The sequence below is a fragment of the Pseudobdellovibrionaceae bacterium genome (genome assembly GCA_020635075.1).
Classification (GTDB): Bacteria; Bdellovibrionota; Bdellovibrionia; order Bdellovibrionales; family UBA1609; genus JADZEO01.
In genome coordinates this window covers 1,763,028-1,779,234 of the sequence record JACKAM010000001.1, presented here as the reverse complement: position 1 = coordinate 1,779,234, position 16,207 = coordinate 1,763,028, and the positions used below count along the sequence as shown (strand labels likewise).

The 16,207-nt window shown below is 50.9% G+C and carries 19 protein-coding genes; 10 read left to right on the top strand and 9 right to left on the bottom strand.

The genetic code is table 11. From position 1 onward, the window contains the following. Window positions 1–183: 183 nt before the first annotated feature. Window positions 184–612: a (2Fe-2S)-binding protein gene (locus tag H6624_07705; protein MCB9084215.1), complete on the top strand. Its 429-nt coding sequence runs from the start codon at window positions 184–186 to the stop codon at window positions 610–612. Here the strand turns inward: H6624_07705 and H6624_07700 are convergent, their stop codons facing one another. From H6624_07700 to mgtE, 3 genes are all read right to left on the bottom strand, one after another. Further along, a complete protein-coding gene (locus H6624_07700) occupies window positions 613–873 on the bottom strand; it encodes a (2Fe-2S)-binding protein (protein ID MCB9084214.1) in 261 nt (86 codons plus the stop codon). It lies immediately after the preceding gene. Further along, window positions 870–1,883 carry a DHH family phosphoesterase gene (locus tag H6624_07695; protein MCB9084213.1) on the bottom strand — a complete coding sequence of 338 codons (1,014 nt, stop codon included), beginning with the start codon at window positions 1,881–1,883 and terminating at the stop codon, window positions 870–872. Before H6624_07695 ends, H6624_07700 begins: the two co-directional genes overlap by 4 nt. Window positions 1,884–2,017: 134 nt before the next feature. Continuing rightward, window positions 2,018–3,373: a magnesium transporter gene (gene mgtE, locus H6624_07690; protein ID MCB9084212.1), complete on the bottom strand. Its 1,356-nt coding sequence runs from the start codon at window positions 3,371–3,373 to the stop codon at window positions 2,018–2,020. A 120-nt stretch (window positions 3,374–3,493) separates the two neighbouring features. On the opposite strand from mgtE, the gene greA reads away from it, so the two are divergent. Further along, on the top strand, window positions 3,494–3,973 hold the full coding sequence (gene greA / locus H6624_07685) for a transcription elongation factor GreA (protein ID MCB9084211.1): 480 nt from the start codon (window positions 3,494–3,496) through the stop codon (window positions 3,971–3,973). Between the two features lie 116 nt (window positions 3,974–4,089). After that, window positions 4,090–6,453 (top strand): hypothetical protein, encoded by a 2,364-nt coding sequence (locus tag H6624_07680; GenBank protein MCB9084210.1) that lies wholly within the window; start codon window positions 4,090–4,092, stop codon window positions 6,451–6,453. On the opposite strand, the gene sohB is transcribed toward H6624_07680, so the two are convergent. Then, complete coding sequence (gene sohB / locus H6624_07675; GenBank protein ID MCB9084209.1) at window positions 6,427–7,449, bottom strand: protease SohB; 1,023 nt, start codon at window positions 7,447–7,449, stop codon at window positions 6,427–6,429. The genes H6624_07680 and sohB overlap by 27 nt on opposite strands. Window positions 7,450–7,563: 114 nt before the next feature. Between sohB and H6624_07670 the strand changes: the two genes are divergently transcribed. After that, complete coding sequence (locus H6624_07670; protein MCB9084208.1) at window positions 7,564–8,031, top strand: hypothetical protein; 468 nt, start codon at window positions 7,564–7,566, stop codon at window positions 8,029–8,031. Window positions 8,032–8,036: 5 nt separating this feature from the next. On the opposite strand, the gene H6624_07665 is transcribed toward H6624_07670, so the two are convergent. Continuing rightward, window positions 8,037–8,798 carry a hypothetical protein gene (locus H6624_07665; protein ID MCB9084207.1) on the bottom strand — a complete coding sequence of 254 codons (762 nt, stop codon included), beginning with the start codon at window positions 8,796–8,798 and terminating at the stop codon, window positions 8,037–8,039. 122 nt (window positions 8,799–8,920) lie between these two features. Here H6624_07665 and H6624_07660 point away from each other — a divergent pair, with 122 nt between their 5' ends. The 6 genes from H6624_07660 (at window position 8,921) to H6624_07635 (ending at window position 13,059) form a co-directional block, all read left to right on the top strand. After that, window positions 8,921–9,331 (top strand): DUF3307 domain-containing protein, encoded by a 411-nt coding sequence (locus H6624_07660; protein MCB9084206.1) that lies wholly within the window; start codon window positions 8,921–8,923, stop codon window positions 9,329–9,331. Between the two features lie 139 nt (window positions 9,332–9,470). Next, window positions 9,471–9,983: a hypothetical protein gene (locus tag H6624_07655; protein MCB9084205.1), complete on the top strand. Its 513-nt coding sequence runs from the start codon at window positions 9,471–9,473 to the stop codon at window positions 9,981–9,983. 137 nt (window positions 9,984–10,120) lie between these two features. Then, the gene (locus H6624_07650) at window positions 10,121–10,603 is read left to right on the top strand and encodes a hypothetical protein (GenBank protein MCB9084204.1); all 483 of its coding nucleotides are present in this window, start codon (window positions 10,121–10,123) and stop codon (window positions 10,601–10,603) included. 15 nt (window positions 10,604–10,618) lie between these two features. Beyond that, entirely contained in the window at window positions 10,619–11,437 is an 819-nt protein-coding gene (mutM, locus tag H6624_07645; protein MCB9084203.1) for a bifunctional DNA-formamidopyrimidine glycosylase/DNA-(apurinic or apyrimidinic site) lyase, read from the top strand. Between the two features lie 82 nt (window positions 11,438–11,519). Further along, window positions 11,520–11,870: a hypothetical protein gene (locus H6624_07640; GenBank protein ID MCB9084202.1), complete on the top strand. Its 351-nt coding sequence runs from the start codon at window positions 11,520–11,522 to the stop codon at window positions 11,868–11,870. Between the two features lie 31 nt (window positions 11,871–11,901). Beyond that, window positions 11,902–13,059, top strand: a complete 1,158-nt coding sequence (locus tag H6624_07635; protein MCB9084201.1) for an MFS transporter — start codon at window positions 11,902–11,904, stop codon at window positions 13,057–13,059. Here the strand turns inward: H6624_07635 and tsaA are convergent. The 4 genes from tsaA to H6624_07615 are packed head-to-tail and all read right to left on the bottom strand — an operon-like array spanning window position 12,966 to window position 16,068. Beyond that, window positions 12,966–13,739, bottom strand: coding sequence for a tRNA (N6-threonylcarbamoyladenosine(37)-N6)-methyltransferase TrmO (tsaA, locus tag H6624_07630; GenBank protein ID MCB9084200.1), 774 nt, complete (start codon window positions 13,737–13,739; stop codon window positions 12,966–12,968). The genes H6624_07635 and tsaA overlap by 94 nt on opposite strands. Next, window positions 13,739–14,155: a YjbQ family protein gene (locus tag H6624_07625; GenBank protein ID MCB9084199.1), complete on the bottom strand. Its 417-nt coding sequence runs from the start codon at window positions 14,153–14,155 to the stop codon at window positions 13,739–13,741. Before H6624_07625 ends, tsaA begins: the two co-directional genes overlap by 1 nt. A 49-nt stretch (window positions 14,156–14,204) precedes the next feature. Then, window positions 14,205–14,957 (bottom strand): PilZ domain-containing protein, encoded by a 753-nt coding sequence (locus tag H6624_07620; protein ID MCB9084198.1) that lies wholly within the window; start codon window positions 14,955–14,957, stop codon window positions 14,205–14,207. Beyond that, window positions 14,941–16,068, bottom strand: a complete 1,128-nt coding sequence (locus H6624_07615) for a transglycosylase SLT domain-containing protein (GenBank protein ID MCB9084197.1) — start codon at window positions 16,066–16,068, stop codon at window positions 14,941–14,943. The genes H6624_07620 and H6624_07615 overlap by 17 nt, the downstream gene beginning before the upstream one ends. Window positions 16,069–16,207: the final 139 nt, after the last annotated feature.

Here is a 16,207-nt window from a genome sequence, read left to right as displayed (position 1 = left end):
TTTTGGCTTCGATCAAGAGATCCGCTTCCCCAGCGAGGAGCCGCCCAGCCCTTAAGTTGGGAAGTGTGAATGCGAGGTGGATCAACAATCAAGGGGGCCAGCTCTAATGGCCTGAGCTTTGTGCTTCATTTTGAGAAAAAAGGATGAACTCATTCCTAGGGGTGAAAGTGTCGATGAGTGGTTATGGACAAAGAGATCAAGGTCTCCATCCCGGGCCGGGAGGAGTTAAGTCTTAAGTATCAAGAGTCCGGTAGCCAACTGCACCTGATTCACCTTAAAGCTATAGGTGGGCCAAGTCTGCTTGGATTGGTGGCTGAGTGGAGAGGAAAATTAAAGGGACCGATAGCATCCCTGCCTCTTCCGGAGGGCCCCTCAACAGGAGCCATGCTGCTACGGGAGGTGATCCTCAGAGCTCAGGGCAAGTGGCAGTTTCCCTATGAGCATGAAGAACTCTGCCACTGTCGAGTGGTCGCGACGGCCAAGGTGGATGCGGCTGTTCTGACCGGGGCTCACCATCCACGAGATGTGAGTAAACAAACCTCCGCGAGCACGGCCTGTGGCACCTGCCTTCCCGATGTGGAAGCTATAATCGCCTATCGATTAGGGAAATAATCAACGTCGCTTCTTTTTTTGCCCCTGAGGTCGGGCGGTCTCGGGAAAGGTTCCGGATTGGGCATAGGACTCGAGCATCCTGGCAATGTAGATTCGGCAAGACCCACCACAAGCACCAACTCCAGCCTTGGTAGCGTCAAAGACCCGATTTAAAGTGGTGCATCCTCGGGTGATAGCCTTCTCAATGGTTTCCTGATCGACGTTGTTACATCGGCAAACAATTGGACTTTTTGGCTTTCGTGGTGGTCTTTGTTGATTCATTTCCTGTTGGAGGGTGAGGGGATATCCAGCCGGTGGAGGATCTGATCCACAACCTGGTTCTTTAAATCCGCGTATTTTCCCTTTAACAGGGCGCCGGCAGCAAACAAATGGCCTCCGCCCTGGAAGCTTTCCGCAATACCAAGGATTTCAATCTTCCCTTTACTGCGCAGACTGAGCTTGTATACGTTGGGAGCTTCTTCTCGAAAAAGAGCTGCCGCCTGAAGGGAGTTAATGTTCATGATCATATCGATCACGTCTCGGGCATCATCCATTTCCAAATCATGATCGTCCAAGTCCTGAGACTTGAGTTTTAGCACAGCCAAAGTGCCGTCGCCAAAAAACTCAATTTCACTGAGGACTTTGGAGAGAAAGGCGACCTTGCCAATTGAATGAGTCGAAAATAGATTCTGGTGGATCTCTTCAGGATTTCGCTCGTACTCAAGTAGCTCCGCAGAGATTAAATGAGAAGTGGGTGAGCTTTTGACGTAGCGAAAAAGCTGAGTGTCGAAGGCAATGCTAGTGTAAAGAGCTCGGGCAATATTCTCATCCAGGCGAATCCCCAGGCCCTTAATGATAAAATAGGAGATTTCGCCAGTGCTTGCCGCTCGGGTATCGATAAATGATCCTGGAGTGGGCTCAGGCCCTTGGTTTAAGACCGGGTGGTGATCGACAAAAAGGATTTCCCGGCAGTGTTTCTCCAGCTCCTGGTACAGGGGCTCCACCATCCGCCTGTCATTGGTATCAAAGATCAATGCCAATTCAGTTGGATCGAGGGGGCGGTGGGGACCTTCAAAAACCTCTAGTACCTTCTCAGGCTCCAGGTAGGAGTACTTAGACGGAACATCATCGACCGTCATCACCCTAACCTCGTGCCCGTTTTTGCGAAGGGCATGATAGAGGCCTAGCATGGCACCAAGGCCATCGCCATCACATTGTTTGTGAGTGGTCAAAAGGACCGACTTCACACTTTGAATTTTGCGCACCAGGCGCTCGACATTGAGAGAGTTCATACGCGGTGTTGTGAGAATGGCCCTGCCCTCCGATTCGTTCCTTCTTTTCGGCGTGTTTCACTCTGTGGCTAAGTCTAATCTCATGTTATTACCTGAATGACTCATTAGCCACATTTACATTGTCTCAGAATGAATCAAAAATCGCCAAAGAAGCGAAGACCCAGGGCGGCAATACCGAGGAAGCTAAAGAAGCTCAAAATGTCGGTTGTCATGGTGACAAGAACACCACTGCCAATCGCCGGGTCTCGATCCAACTTCTGCAAGATTAGGGGAATCAAAGCGCCCCAGCAGGCTGCGACCAGGGAGTTCAGAAGCATGGACACAAAAATAACAATGCCGACAAAAAGCGAGCCTTTCCAAACATAAACGAGAATTCCACAGGCCAGCCCAGTGATGAGGCCCAAAACCATCCCGACTACAGTTTCGCGGATCACAGCCCGAGCTTGTGAGATGTAACTAAAATCACCCGTGGCAATTCCCCGAGTGACCACGGTGAGAGTTTGAATGGCTGTATTACCGCTGATACCAGCAACAATGTTTTTGACTGAAGCCAAAACAATCAGGGTGCTCATGGTGTCTTCGAACAGACTCACCACGGAGCTGGCCAGAGCCGCCAAACAGAGATTAAGAAACATCCAAGGCAGGCGCTTTTTGATCTTTTCGCCTGTGGTGGTGTAGACCCGATCATCCTCTTTCAAGCCAGCCTGCGCATAGAGGTTGGCGGTCGCCTGCTCCTGAATAATATCCAGCACATCATCAACAGTGATGACCCCGAGAAGGTTGCCATTTTCGTTCACCACTGGTAGGGCAATGAAATCGTAGTGGGACACCAGGCGGGCCACTTCTTCCGAGTCGTCTTCTGGACGAACCGTGACCAGCTCCTTTTTAATTAACTTGGCCAAGGGAGTGGCGGCAGGGGCAATGGCCAAAGCGCGAAGAGATGCCACTCCCGCAAGACGACCGTCATCGTCCACGCAGTATATATAGTAAATGGACTCTTCCTGGGCGCGGTTACGAAGGACCTCTAGTCCCTCGGAGGCCGTTAGGTGGATGGGTAGGGAAAACACCTTTGTTTGCATCATCCGCCCGGCGGAATCCTCTGGATACGCCAGGAACTGCCCAATACGGGCGCGTCTTGGAGCCTCCATCTGCTCCAGAAGATCCACTCTACGTGCCTCTCCCAGCTGGGTCAGAAAATAAGCGCCGTCTTCCTCAGGAGCATAGACGAGCAAAGCGAGAAGATCTTTTTCGTTCATTTCCTCAAGGATTTCAGCAAGTTGTTGCTCAGGAACTTCAACCAGGGTTTCAAAGTCGCGACCCAAGTTACGGAGGGCGGTCAACAGTAGCCTCCGCTCCCGGCTATTCAAAGTCGACATGAGAGTTGCTAGATCTGCGGCTTCCACCTTCGCCAAAATGCCATGCAAAGGGCGGCTGGAGCGGCCCACTAACAAACGCTTAATAATGGCGGTATTGGTCGGATTTAGCTTCATAATTCTCAGTCATTTAAACCATTTACCGGTTATAACAGGATCATCTCTTTTGTAGTTGTCTGCGTCAAAGAATTAAATATAATAGCCTGCTTTTATATCACTAATTTGATCGGAGTGGAAATGGCGACTGATAAACAGCCCATGACTTTGACTGGAAAAGCGATGCTGGAAGCTGAACTTAAGAGACTGCTGACCCAGGAGCGTCCGTCCGTCATCCGTGCGATTGAAGAGGCCAGGGGCCACGGTGATTTGAGTGAAAACGCTGACTATGATGCTGCCAAAGAAAGGCAAGCCTTTGTTGAAGCCCGGATTTCTGAAATCCAGGGTAAGCTGGTTGGCGCGGAAGTGGTCGACCCAAAGTCCATCAAAGCTGACCGCGTGGTGTTTGGAGCGACAGTGGTTCTTCAGGACTTAGACACCGATGATGAAGTTACCTATCAAATCGTTGGCGAAGATGAGGCCGACGTCAAAAATGGCAAGATCTCCGTATTTTCCCCTTTAGCACGTTCCATGATCGGTAAGCGCGCCGGCGATGTGGTGGAGTTCAAAAGCCCGAAAGGCGAGCGGGAATACGAAATCTTAAGCTTCAAGTTTGTTTAGCTGTCGTGCCCGGTCTCAACCAAAGCCGGGTCGTAAATGTTACAGGCTGGCTTGCTGATTCACCGCATTTCAAGAGAAGATGAAACATCCAATTTCCTGAAGTGAGGGAGTCCTTTTTGGCCAAACACCTTTCCCGCCACAGCGGAGATGCTCATTTTTCACCCATGAAATTTCGCAGAGGGTGGATTTGGTTTTTGATGGGCACCCTGATATCATTGGTGGCGGCTTTCTTTGTGCGCACCCTGTTGAGTCCGGGGCAAATCCGCTATTGGGTGGAGCAATCGCTCCAAGAGGCCAAGCTGCCAGTTCAGGTGGAGTTCTCCGATATTCGCCTGGAGTTTTCCCGAGGGTTTTTTCCCTGGTTTGGTTTAGTGGCAGAAGACGTTTCGATCCTAAGTCAGCAGTCCTGCAAGACCTTATCTGAGTTTAATGTGGACCGGCTGGCTATTCCCCTCTCCTTGACCGGACTGTTGGACAAGCAGCTCTATGTGTCCCATTTGTATCTGGGGCAGGCCCAGTTTCGCTATATGCCAGCCGAATGCCCTGGGGAGGAGGAAGCCTTTGATCCTTCAAGCTCAAAAGAGGCGGGCGATCAGGAATCGACCGCGTCTCAAATCGGCAGACCACCTGGGGCCACTCGGTCGGGCTCTGGTGGGGATGAGGTCGGGTCATCACCAATAATCGGCCGTTTTCCCTTCGCCCAGGAGAAGATCGACAAGTTGGGGCAGGATTACCGCGCGGCCTGGGAGGAGCTTAACTCTCAAGTGGCTCAGCACCTGGGTGAAGTTTTGATCGAGAAATTCGAATTGTTGGATGGTCGCCGTCCTGGTTTACGTTTGGAGTTCAGATCTTTGAGGTGGTTTGCAAAAGAAGTGAACGATGAACCAACCTGGCAGTTTAAATCTCGATTAAGACTTGGTGGAGATTGGTTCGAAGGGCACTCCAGTTCCAATTTTGACATACGCATTGGCCTCACCCAGTCCAAGACCGATCTCTTTCTTGAAGGTAACTACAAGGAAGGAAAAGTCCGTTGGGAAGGGGCTTATGATTGGAAAGACAATCACCTCAGATTGGAGCTACAGCAGAACCAGGTGCCGTTGAGTCCCATTCTGCAAATCCTCAAAGAACGAAGAGTGGTGACCAACGATATTCAGCCCAAGTTTGTGTGGTTGAGTTGTCATCTGGCCTATGAGGGTCCGATTCTTTCCCTAAATGAGAAACCGATTGTGATGGAACCTTGTTCTCTGCAAGGGGATTTGGGTGAGGTTTCGATTGCATCCTGGCGATGGTATCCGTGGCGACTACCCGTGTTTGATCCCATGGAAGTGACTCTAAAAGAACTGGATTTGCAGAAGCTCGTGCAGATGATTAATCGCACCGGCTTGAGCGGAATCTTGAGTCGATTCGGCACTCTCTCGGGTGTCTTGCGGGTGGAAAACCCCAATCAGATGAGTTTTAGGGGGGAACTGCGCGACATTGAAATGGCCTTTTCGAATAAAGGGGTTAGAGGAAAGCAGAGTGTCCCCTTGTTAAAGGGTGAGTTGAATCTGGTTGATGATCGGGTGTCTGGGTTATTTCCTGAAATGGAGCTAGAGGACGGGGAATTTGGCGGTAGCATTTCGTTTAATCTCGATAGAGCTTTCCGTGAAGGCATGCTTCAGGTGGCCATTGATAGATTGAATTTTCATCCCTCGATTCAAAAACTGATGGTCAACGGCACGCTGACCCCTGTCTCTATCTATGGCCAGGGGAAAGTGGAGAATGGTGAATTGGTCGCTTGGAGGGGGGAATTCGGCATTCGCGAACTCAAGAGTGAAGATTGGAGTCTTGAGGATGTGAAATTGTCTACCGAGTTGGCAGAAGGTCAATTTGTTTCGCAAAATAAAATTAAAAGGATTGAGTTGAAATCGGGTGGTGATTTTTATCGCCTTGTCCGCCCATTGTTTCTCGATGAAAAGGGTCTAGAGGAATCCTTGGTGATGCAAAAGGTGAGTGGCCGCGTTCAGTTTGGTAAGGACACTGGAAGCTGGGACCGTGTTTCGGCGACGGCCCTTGGCAGGGTTGTTCTGTCCTCGTCGGGGAAGTGGTTGGCTGACCGGTCCCTAGAGGGGACAGCCTTCGTCGATTTTCCCGTTCTCAAACTCTTGAGGTGGGATATATCGGGAAATTTGGATCGACTGCAGATTCAGCCGAGCGCAAAAATGTTGAAGGAGTTGGCTCGTCGTCACCCGGAGATTCGCCCGCCTGGGTCGATGGAATTCGTTCGCACAGGAGATATGTTGGTTAAGGAAATCTCCAGTCAGAGTGTGGAAAAGCTCAAAACAATTGGCCAGAAAGTCATTGAGACCGCCCGCAAGATTATACCTGAAGGGACGCCGACGGATGAGGCGAAGCTGGGGCCAGAGCAAAAGAAAAAGGCCTCGCCCAAGCCGGACAAAAAAGTAAATCCGTCGTCAGACGATCCAACGCTTAAACAGTGAGTGGAGGAAGGACTCACTGGCTTTTGCGGCGGTTCCATTAATTGCTTCGGAAAGCTTCTCACCTAGAGTTTTCTTTTCAGCCAATTCCAAATGATAAATCTGCTTATCGGCCATTTGCGAAATGAGAAATTCGTCGCTGGTCACCAGCTCATCTACCAAGCTGAGAGCAAGTGCACGCTCGCCAAACCAGTGTTCTCCAGTGGCCACTTTCTCCAAATCCAATTGGGGTCGACACTTGATAACGAATTCCTTAAAAAGCTTGTGGGTATCCTCGATTTGCTCGGTGAACTTCTCCCGACCCTTGGGGGTGATTTCTCCCATTAGGCTCACTGTGCGTTTGTATTCACCACTGGTGATTTCTTCGTAGTCCACATCGTGTTTTTTGAGCAGGCGGTGAAGGTTGGGAACCTGGGCCAAGACCCCAATGGAGCCAACGATGGCAAAGGGAGCGGCCAAAATCTTATCTGCGGTACAGGCCATTAAATAGCCGCCACTGGCAGCCACCTTGTCGACACAAATCGTGAGAGGAATCTTGTGTTGTTTAAAGCGGAGAAGCTGAGCCGCAGCTAGCCCATAGGTGTGGACCATACCGCCAGGGCTTTCCACTCTCACAACGGCTTCATCTCCAGGCTGAGCCACACTGAGAACAATACTAATCTCGTGGCGAAGACGGTCAACCTCTTCGGCTTTGATGTCACCTTCAAAGTCTAAGACAAAAAGGCGAGGCCGGTGATCGGATTGCTTTTCCTTAGCCTTGTATTCCTTCTTTTGCTTTTTAGCCTCGTCTTTCCACTCCTTTTTGCTAAAAATGGCAGACTTTAACAGATTCGTGTAACTACGCAGCTTCTCATTGAGGTCCTGGACTTCCAGGTGTTCCTGGCGTTCCTGTTGCTTCCGTGCCACTAAAAGGGCAATGGCAAACAGGATCACGAGAACCCCGATCACAATAACGGCGACCTTTCCGCTAAATACACCAATATCAAGAAAATACTCCACAGCTTCTCCTTCACCGATAATGCAGGGGCTAAGATAAAGCCTCTCCCGATGTTGGTCGAGCCTAAACTTGCGAAAGTCTCCCTTTTTGTGGGCAAATCCGGCAACATAAGGGTGATGCTGTGGAAATTCGTACACATTGGCTTGTTTCTGGTGGTGGGCTTCGGCTCTCTGACCCCGGTGCAGGCTCAACGGGCGGAATTAGATCAAGAGGAATATGACCAAAAGCTCATGTACCTGAACAGCCGCTACAAGGATTTCTACCTACATCGCAAAGGCAAAGAAAGGCGATTGCAGAAGCTTCTCGACTCAGCCGGGAGTATGCGCCAGCAGAGAAAAGAGTTGGATCAGGTGCGGGAAAGGCAGCGGCAGGCCTTTGTCAAAAAACGAGCCTCAATGCCGACCCCAGAGAACTATGAACCAGCCTATTTGAAAAAAGTGGAAAGGCGGGAAAAGGCTCAGGAAAAGGCGCGACTCCAGTACATTCGTCGACGAAAAACCCTGGAGCGAATTCGTGAATCAGCACGAAGTATTCCTGAAACCGAGGAAAGTGGCCTGGATGATCCATTAGAGGATTTACGTTAGCTGGGTCAACTCTGCTGGGAGGGGTCCACTTCCGTGGGCAGGATTTCAGCTAGGGGCAGACCAGTGAGTTTACGAATTCCTGCCAACAAGTGCCACATAATGACCATGGAAAAACCCATCAAGGGTAAAGCGATCACCACAAAACCCAACCAGGTCATTTGCGCAATTTGATCATTAAGAATCGCGCTTCGCTCCAACTCGGGAAGAGCCCGATCAATCTCAGTAAAAATTCGTGCGGCCAGGACAAAATTCAAAAGACTGGATAGAAAAAAGGAAGAGGCAAAAAGGTGGGTCGATAGGCGTAGGTGGCGGGCAAATTGCTTCTCGTGTTGTAGTTCGCGGAGTCTGGTATCCACTTTGGGCATATCTAGGACATGGAGATTGTAGGTGATGACCTTCATTAGGGGCTTGCGGGTAAAGGCCGAGCCCATCACGCCAATGCCTAACACAAGGGGGAAAGCCGCCTCTTTGACGGCAAACCAAATACCTTCAAGTTTGAGTAAGGCTAACCCGCCGGTCAGGAGAATATTCACCACTCCGAGCAAGGAAATGTAGTTCTTGTGATGGCGGGTTTGCCAGTCCCAAAGTGCATAGGCGACTGGGAAAGCTAGGGCAATAATCAAGGCGATGGTAGGGCCGTTCTCCCCTAGTCTTTTGGTCAGCTGATTGAGAATGATGACCGGCAAAAGAATATTAAAAAAGATAGAGACAAAGGGGTTCTCTTGTTTTGCCGGAGCGGATTTGGGGTGATTTGCTGTCGTTGTCATAGTCAATCAATGTCGCCTTTGGTCTTGGGGAAGTCAACCTACTGATGAGGTCGAGAGTCTAGTCTTGGCTGGAATTTTTTCACCTAATTATCAGAGATGCCGACAAGTTACTGAGAAGCAGCATGGATTTTACAACAGATTGGACCCCCCTCGGATTTGCCTTCCTGTTACTGGTGATCTACCAGGTGAAACACTTTTTAGCCGACTTCCCACTGCAACGTGAATATATGCTGCGCAAGACTGACGCCAGCTGGGGATTTTTTGCTCCTCTTGCCGTTCACTGTTTGGTTCATGGGACTCTGACCCTGGTGATTGTTCTCATACTGGCTCCCCATCTGTGGTGGCTGGCCCTTTTGGATGTGGTGATTCACTTTATTATGGATCGAATCAAGTCAGGTCCCCGCTATCTGGGTCGCTACAACGATAAAGCCAAGGCAGCCTACTGGAACTGTTTTGGTATCGATCAGATGGTTCATCACCTCACCCACTTCTATATCGTTTGGGTAATCATCCACGACGTCTATCCCGGGTAGTTTTCGAAACCGCACCCCTCATATTGTGATCCGCAAATTTTCGGACGCAGAACCCGTTCCTTATCCCCTCTCGGGTGACCAACTCCATCTTGAAATCTATCAGGGCTGGTGTATCGTCATTGGCAAGTGGAGGTGAGGGATGAAAAATAGGTTGGGCTTGGTAGGTAAATTGGCTCTAATGGCAGCAGTTCTGACTGTTTGGTCCCTCGTGTCAGGGATGGCTTGGGGAGAGGACGATCATCACCATCAACATGGGGCAAAACAGACCTCTGGGAAAAAAGAGGCTCAGCTATCGCTCAATAAAGGTCAAAAATGGCCGACGGATAAAGTCCTTCGCACACGGATGCACGACATCCATCAGCTGGTGGAGCAAAATTTGGAGCGCATTCACAAGGGTCAGATGTCCGATGGTGAATTTCAGACCATGGGTGGATCCATTGAGGGCCACATCAACGATATCTTTAAGAATTGCAAATTGGCTCCAGCTGCCGATGCCCAGCTGCACGTGATTCTGGCCAAAATGATCAAGAACAAGGATCTGTTGAAAAAGGAAAAGGCGAGCAGTAAACAGCGCCACCAGGCTGTCGAAGGCATCATGGGCGGACTCAAGGACTACCACAAGTATTTTGATGAGGCGTCGCCGCGATCTTAATGGGTCGAGTAAGTTCCTGGCGGGATTCAAAAATATACACCCCCGCAGCCCTCACATTTTTTCAACCTTGTCCTGGGTCTCCCGTATCGGTGCGGGGGCCCGTATAAGGGTCCTATCTTTTAATGGAGGGTCTTTGGATGAAAAGTTTGTTGGTTTTTGTCGTCATGTTGGCGGCAGGTCTGGCTCAGGCTTCAAATCGAGAGTTCGTTGAATCATTGGAGTGTAAAGGCACAGCCTTCCGCCCAGGAAGTTTTCAAGAAGGGCTGGGAGATTCTGCTGCCCTGTTTTTGGATGTCGTCAAAAAAGATGGCAAGATCTATTTGGAGGAGTTTGGCGGAAACGTTTACAGCAATGGCTACTATGGGATCTTTCACGGAAAAGACCTGGCTGAAAAGCCGTTTCAGCGCGCGTCCAAGTATAAAAACCACTATCGCTTTCAGGATTTTGATGCAGCCTTTACGGCCGGTGCAGAGTCAGGAATGTGGGGCTATCTGGTGGTGAACAAAGATATTCACAATATGCGCGATGGTGGAGTCAAGGAAGTGGACGCCCACTATATCTTCCAGGCAGGTGATCACATGGGTGGCACGGTCGACTTTGTTTGCTCTCGTTCCTGGTAAGCTCGATTAAAGTGTATGCCTGAACTGCCGGAAGTTGAAACAGTCCGCTTGGGATTGGAGAATTTGATTCCAAGCGGAACTTCCATCGAATCTGTTGAGCGGAGACACAGATCTCTTCGTGAGCCCATTCGTCCCTCGGAGTTAAAGAAACTCAGTGGTCAGGCCCTCCTTGGATTTCGCCGCCGGGCCAAGTATCTTCTTTGGGAAACTGACTCTTTGATGGTGGTATCCCATCTAGGAATGACCGGGTCTTGGCGCCTGCTTGAGGGGGAACCCGGAAAGCACGATCACCTGTTGGTTTACCTTAAAGGTGGCCCAATACTCGCCTACAACGATCCCCGTCGCTTTGGCATCTTTCGCGTGTTGCCGAAATTGGATTGGGAGAAGGCTCCGTACTTTTCTCAGCTCGGGCCTGAGCCATTGACTGAGAATGAATTTTCGCCGGGTTATTTGTTCGTCCGATCACGCCGTAAAAAGGTCGCTGTTAAACCTTTCCTCATGGATCAAAGAGTCGTGGTTGGGGTGGGCAACATCTACGCATCGGAAGCCTTGTTTCGCGCCGGAGTGAAACCCACGAGGGCAGCGGGCCGCATCACACGCAGGGAATGCGCGAGAATTGTGGAGGCCTGTCGGCAAGTCCTTGGCGAGGCGCTGCAGGCCGGAGGAACTACCATTCGTGATTTCCGGCAGGCCGGAGGGGGTGAAGGCTACTTTGCCCAAAAGCTCCTGGTCTATGGTCGCGGCGGTGAGTCCTGTTCTCGCTGCAAAAACCCAATCAAGCAACGAGTTATCGGTGGGCGAAGTTCCTTCTGGTGCCCCAGCTGCCAGAAGTAGGGTCAAGTCCACCTCATATTCACCGGTCTTCGTAGTTCTTGTGTCTACATGAATAGGAGTGCAGGGATGCAAAGGGGGACGTGTGCCTGGTGCCGGAAAATTCCAGTTTGCCAATTTCACTCCGCGTTTTGGTGTGGAAGCCTACGCCAACGAAAGTCTAACCCAACTCCTCTCGGGCTTGGAGATTCCCTGTAGCTATCGAGCCGTAGTCATGCGAACGGGGGAGGGCTTTGCCTTTTCTCTGGTCATTAACTCCACCTATGGCATTTTTAGTTCAGAGGCCTTCGTCAGTCTGGCCAAGTGTTCGGGCTACTCCCGAGGTTGGCAGATGGAGCAAGTCTATGAGTTGGTTTTAGACATGAAAAACCAGCTGCAATCCTGGTTGCCAGGTCACCTTAAGATCAACGAAGGCGTCTTTAAAGACGGGGAGTGACACCTGGAGCGAGGGCTGGTAGATCAGCCCAATGCACCCGCTTCGTACCCGTTGGGCGTATGTCCTCTTTGCTTATTTCTGCCTATTTGCTTTGGGCTTTCTCGACAACGCCCGCGGCCCCGCCTTTCCATCGATTCTCAGTGATCTCAATCTAAGTGATGAACGGGGGTCCTGGTTGTTTTCGGCGGCGAGTATCACCAGTTTTGTGGCCAGCTACAGTTGTCGGTGGGTTTTGCCCCTTTCCGGATCATTGTGGCTTTTGCGCCTGGGATTGATGATCATGGCTGTCGGAGCGGCAGCCATTGGCCAGTCTGAGTCCCTGTTGTTTTTGATTTTTGGATCAGCCCTTTTGGGCTTTGGGCAGGGAGTGACGGCAGTATCTCAGCACACACTAATCCAGGAAAACTCGCCAGAGTCTCAGTGGCGCAGGCTTTTCTCGGGACTCCATAGTACCTATGGGTTTGCATCACTGTTGGCGCCACTTGGCTATGCCCACCTGATGGGGTTGGGCTGGCATTGGAGCCGGGTGTTTCTTTTGTTTTCGGCCATCCCCATTTTGGTTTTACTGTCGAGTAGTCTGTTAGCCGCTCGTCGTATACCAGCCACCCCTCCGGTCCGTCATAAGGTTATGGGAGATTCCATAGGACGGCAGTACTTCTGGGTCGCTTTGTTTCTCGGGGGTTATTTGGTCGGCGAACTCTCCATTAGCACCCGATTGGTTCTTCTTCTCCAGCGTGGGCGCGGATTAGCCGCAGATCAGGCGGCGCATGCACTGACTGGTTTTTTTCTCTTGTTGTTTCTGTCTCGACTGTTGTTTTTCATTAAGCCCGTCACCCGTTGGTCGAGCCGGAAGATCATTCAGTTTTGTCTGGTCAGCTCTTTGCTCAGCTATGTATTGGCCCTCACAGGACACCACATTTGGTTTGTCCTCTGTGGGGCACTGATGGGGCCCTTCTTTCCGGTAACCATGGAGATGATGGCAACTATTTTCGGTGTACGCAGCGGCCACGCACTTTCTTTGGCCATGTCGTTTGGCACATTTTCAATTGTCCTTATGCACTACGGCCTCGGTGTATTGAGTGATTGGTCGAGTCTTCAATCGGCGCTATGGTTGGGTCCAGTGTCGTTGGTGCTTTCCTTGGTTGTTCTTTCAACTCGGGTGACGAGAAACCCATTACCTTCCCATTGAAAGCAAACATTGAGGCCATAGATTTCAAAGCCGTAGCCATCCTTTATATTGGGCGATTGCTTGGCCTCTAGCCGGCGGTAGGGTGTGGGTCGCGGGTCTCGCTCCAGACACTCTCGAATCGCGGATTGAATCTCATTCAGGGGCAGGGCGAGAAATTGCTCTGCCTCAAGAGCCTTCATTGTTTCGAGAGCCAGGGGGGAGAAAGTAACAGAATAGATGGGGTCAGGGTGTTGGCTCAGCCATCCGTCACTGGCTTCGGGAAGAGAATCCCACTCAGGTATGTAGGGCTTAATATCCAAAACCGGTGTGCCTGAGATCAAATCCACGCCGCTAATATGCAATATTGATCCTTCAATCTTATCCAAACGAACGGCGCTCAGACCGATGGGGTTTGGTCGGTGAGGGCTGCGGCTGGCAAAAACTCCCGCTTTCTCTCCGGCCAATCGAGGGGGGCGAACCTTTTTGAGGCTTGCACGGTTGCTATTGGCGTGAAAGACCCACAAGAGCCAAATATGACTGAAAGCCTGTAAGCCATCGAGCATAGCTGGTGCATCCAAATGTTCGGAGAGCTTTATTACAGCTCTACTATTTGGACTGATACGACCTTGCTTCGGAGTGCCGAACTTCTCGGCAAAACAGGATTGAACCACACCGATCGGTTCAAAAGACCAACTGGCCATCACTGACCCGCCATTACCGTAATCAATATCCTGCGGGTGTGAGGAGCTCTTCTATGTTCCCAAAGATAAAGGCCCTGCCAAGTTCCTAGGGCCAGCCGTCCATTCTGAACGGGAAGAACTAGAAAAGATTGGGTGAGGGCCGACTTCAAATGGGAGGTGGTATCGTCGGGGCCTTCAACCGTATGAGTATGCCAGGCTTCGTCTTCCGGTGCCAGCCGCTCCATAAAGGTCTCCAGATCATTTTTCGCAGTAGGGTCGGCGTTTTCCTGAATGACCAAAGAGGCAGATGTATGTTGCAAAAAGAGGTGGACAAGTCCGGTGTCGGGCAGATGCCCTTCAAGAAGCGACTCAGCTTCTCGATTAAAAAGATAGAGTCCCTTGCCATGTGTGGAAATGCGCAATTCGGTTTGAAACATAGGCCTGAATTAGCACCTGGACCCTTCAGGATCAACCATAATGTGTGGGTTAGATTCCCAGGCTTAAACCACGGCCATTGGTCTCCGGAATACTGTCAACATAGTCGCGGAGAATGCGCTCATGGGTACGTTTTAACTCGATAAACTGTAGGCCAATGCCAGAGGGGTAGTGGCCCACGGATATGGCCCTGCGGACCACGCGAGCGTGGCAGCTGATGCGTTTTAGAGAACCCAAGTTAAACTTCACAGTAATGACATCACCTGCCCTGACGGGATATTCGCCATCTCTCTCTTTGTCGAGAGGGATAAAGGCTCCCGTTCGTGAAAGGTCAAAAGTGCGAGCCTGAATGGTGGTGCCTCGCACAGGTTCAAGAGTCATGGGCAAAGACACCTCTTTCCGTGGGGCCTGGAGCCACCATCTCTTTTTCGGCTCTCGCAACAAGGACCAGACTGACGGCAGGAATATAAACCCCGCCAGAGCGCTAAATGCTCCGGTGGCCACCCAGGTTGTGGCTTGTGAAAAATCATGACCTGCAGCCGAGACAACCCAATTGTTCCAGCCGACCATAAGAATGGTGAGGGGAAGGGTCACCCACAACCACTGTGAGGCTCGCAGAATGAAGGGTATGTTAGCCAAAAGGCTGAAGGCCACTAAGTAATTGAGCAAGGAGATCTTGCTCAGCAGCTGCGGCCATTCATCCAGGCCGTGTCCGTAAAGCACGAACACTTGCACAGGAAACGAAATCACCAATCCAAGAAAGACCAGAGCCATAAGAAGGAGGAGTCTAGGGCGCGCTCTCATCGCTGACCTCCCTTTCGGCAAAGTGATAGCAATAGCTGCTCACTCGATTAACGTATTTTTTGGCTTCCTTCAGATAAACGGCATCCAAAAACTGCCGACCGGATTCATTAATGGCTCTTTTTACTCGGGCCGCACCTGAGTGATAGGAGGCTAGGACCACCGGCGTAAAGACCTCCTCGGGATGAGGAAAGGTGGCCTCCAGCCGGGAGAAATTCATTTTCATCCGCCAATAGCGCTCAAAATATTCCAATAAGGTCAGGCCGCCACGAATGGAGAGCTCAGGATCCAGACGCCAATCATCCTTAGAGGTGATCTTGCCGACTTGGATCATTGTTTTGACCAGGCCGGCGGGAAGGCGATTGATCTTCTCCGAGCGAGGCCAATTAGGCTCGTAGCGAGAAATTTCCAAGTCACCAATTGGTGTGACCTGGGTTAATCCGATGGCCTTGGCCCAGCTGACAGCTTGAGGATCAAAGCCGGACTCCTGTGCCACTAGGCCGGTCACCAAGCTTGGATTGATCTCATGCTCCTTTGACCAGGCCGCGATCTTGGTGAGAATCTGTTGAGACACATCAAATCGCCCGGTGGTGTTGACCTTCAGGTGTTCATAAAGAGAACACTCGGGACTCATCCACTCTTCAATCACGGGGGGAGAGCGGTCCGAGTGGAAAAAGGCAACCTCAATGCGATTATCTCGATCAGGGCGGACGCGGAGATTTGGGAATTCCAGGTTGAGAGTGCGTTGGTCTTCATCCAAATAGCTGACCATTGAGGGGAGAATTTGTTTGGTGACATCATAACCATTGAAGTAGATCTTCCAGCGGGAGGTTTCAGAAATGCCCCTCGGATCATGGATGGCGACCTTAAAGCTGTGTCGACCATGAAGGACCTGGCGATCCGGATTGAAGCGGATATGAGCCTTGGTGGGTTCAGGAGAATAGAAGCCCTGAGCGTCCTGGGCCCGCGCCACCTCGGGTTCGCTCGCGATTTGAGCTTTAAGATTTGTTTGACCGGGGACACCCAAGCTATGGATACCGCCAAAGGGGGTCGTGGGGCCTACACAGCCCATAAGAGCGAGAATTGTGCCGGCTGCGACCAGCACCGATGGCATAGATTGTTGGAACCTCTGAATTGTACCCACAGTGTTATCTCATCGGATTTTTAACTTCGATGATTGAGTCATTTTGGGAAAATAGCTGAGGGTTTTCCATGGTTTGGCATCCTTTGCGCAATATTAACGCCAAACACCA